The sequence below is a fragment of the uncultured Agitococcus sp. genome (assembly GCF_937920075.1).
Taxonomy (GTDB): domain Bacteria; phylum Pseudomonadota; class Gammaproteobacteria; order Pseudomonadales; family Moraxellaceae; genus Agitococcus.
On the sequence record NZ_CALETI010000147.1, the window covers coordinates 1 to 2302 of the forward strand.

General features: G+C 42.7%; 3 protein-coding genes. All 3 read right to left on the minus strand.

What is annotated here, in order from left to right; all coding sequences use genetic code 11:
- Positions 1 to 1016, minus strand: a 1016-nt coding sequence (locus Q0212_RS05520) for a HAMP domain-containing protein (protein ID WP_297923390.1), incomplete at its 3' end; no start/stop codon positions are given.
- A 5-nt stretch (positions 1017 to 1021) separates the two neighbouring features.
- Complete coding sequence (ompR, locus tag Q0212_RS05525; protein ID WP_297923392.1) at positions 1022 to 1756, minus strand: two-component system response regulator OmpR; 735 nt, start codon at positions 1754 to 1756, stop codon at positions 1022 to 1024.
- A 39-nt stretch (positions 1757 to 1795) separates the two neighbouring features.
- On the minus strand, positions 1796 to 2302 hold a 507-nt coding region (locus Q0212_RS05530; RefSeq protein ID WP_297923394.1), incomplete at its 5' end, for a chromate transporter.

Sequence of the window (2302 nt, forward strand, 5' to 3'; positions counted from 1 at the left end):
AAACGTTTAATCGCGGTACGTCTAACGGCAATCAGAGGGAGTTGTGGGGTGGGTTCAAATTCAATGGCGGTTTGTTGTGAAAATTGGGCGGCTACTTCCGACAAAATACCATTAATATCACACGGCTCAAGGGCTTCATCCGAACCATCACGCATAAAGGCAATAAATTGTTCTAAAATCGCATCCATGTCTTCAATGTCTAAAATCATGCCTTCGGCTAATTCTTTATCAGACATCATCTCGGCTGTTAAACGTAAACGGGTGAGGGGAGTGCGTAAATCGTGTGAAATCCCTGCCAGCATCACCGTTCTATCTTTGGCAGCTTGTTGAATTTCGAGAGTCATTTGATTAAAAGCAGCGTTCACTGCTCGAATTTCCGAAGGGCCGCGTTTGGTTTCGAGCATGGTCGCATGTTGGCCTTTAGCAACTCGACGAGCAGCTAATTCTAAACGTTTTAATGGTCGATTTAGTTGCCGTACTAAAATCACAATAGCAATAATGGCCATAATTGGCACACCAATCACCCAAGCAATAATAATAAATGGGTTGTATTGGGCAAAAAATAGTAAAGGCTCACGCACCCACACATCCTTCATGGACGGAATATACATCCACAATTGAGGGGTGGGTTTAAATTCAAAATATACGTCTATCGGTTCGTTGAGTTCACGGCGTAATTGTTCTTCTAATTCTTGGGTAAAAAACTCGGCAAAGGGTTTGCTTTTTAGTGTGGGAAACTCTTCGGGGTTACGCACCACCTCAATGCCTGTTGCTTTTTCGATCCATGCTTGCATTTCGAGGGCTTGTGGATTTTGTAATACATCATCTTCGGCATTACGCAACAAAGACAAATTGACCGCAACATAGTGGGCGTGCTGGCGCATTTCTGGCAGATATAAATTCCACCAAAAAAAGGCCAATGACAAGTATTGGCTAAATAAAACGACAATACTAATCACTAAGGTTGTACGCCAAACAGCACTTTTGGGTTTAAGTTTAGCCCACCAGTAAGCCATGCTGATTACTCTTTTCCATCAGGCACAAACACGTAGCCCACACCCCAAACCGTTTGAATATATCGCGCTTTGGTGGAGTCTTCTTCAATTAAACGGCGCAAACGTGACACTTGCACATCAATCGAACGCTCCATTGCCCCCCATTCACGACCACGCGCTAAATTCATTAATTTATCACGAGTGAGCGGCTCACGCGGATGTTGTACTAAGGCTTTTAAAACGGCAAATTCACCTGTGGTGAGAGGGACATCTTCACCATTTTTACGAAATTGACGGGTGGATAGATCGAGTTCCCAATCACCAAAACTGACCGTTTCGGCTTGTTGAGACGGCGCACCCGGTAACTCACGCACTTGGCGGCGTAATACCGCTTTAATGCGCGCTAACAACTCTTGTGGATTAAACGGTTTGGGTAGGTAGTCATCTGCGCCAGCATCTAAGCCGCTAATACGGTCGGCATCTGCGCCGCGTGCGGTGAGCATAATAATTGGCAAATGATTATTGGCGGCACGTAAACGCCGACAAATCGCTAAACCATCTTCACCGGGTAGCATAAAATCTAAGACCATGAGTGAAAATAATTCACGCGCTAAGGTTCTATCCATTTGAATAGAATCAGGTACGGCTTTGACAATATAACCTTGCTCTTCTAAAAAACGTTGCAATAAGGTACGTAAACGAACATCATCATCAACAACTAAAATTTTATGATTTTCTAGGCTAGTTTGTTGGTTTTCCATGAATTTCTCTCTATCGTGATGAGGCATTAATCCTCAATATCATAAATAAGTTTTTACCACAAAACCAAGTGTGGCGCATATCATTAATAAATAGATTATGCTGACATTAAAGCGAATTAAACCAATAAAAGCGAGTGCAAATAACAATATCGCTAAATAATCGCCAGTTTGTTGCCAACCTTGAGGCCAAAATACATGATAGGCCATAAATAAGGCTAAATTAACGATCACTCCTACAATCGCGGCACTAATAGTCGTTAACGGTGCATGAAGTTTAGGTAAGTGTCGAGTGGCTTCAACCACAGGCGCACCTAAAAAGATAAAAATAAATGACGGCAAAAAGGTAAAAAACGTCGCAAAGCTTGAGGCAATCATGGCATTAAGCAAAGGATCATTGCCTAAAGCCTGTTGCCACCCTGCAACAAAACCCACAAAAGCAACAATCATAATCAATGGACCTGGTGTACTTTCACCAAGGGCTAAACCATCCATCATTTGCGCTTGGCTTAACCATTGATAATCCACTACCACAGCATGATTAACATA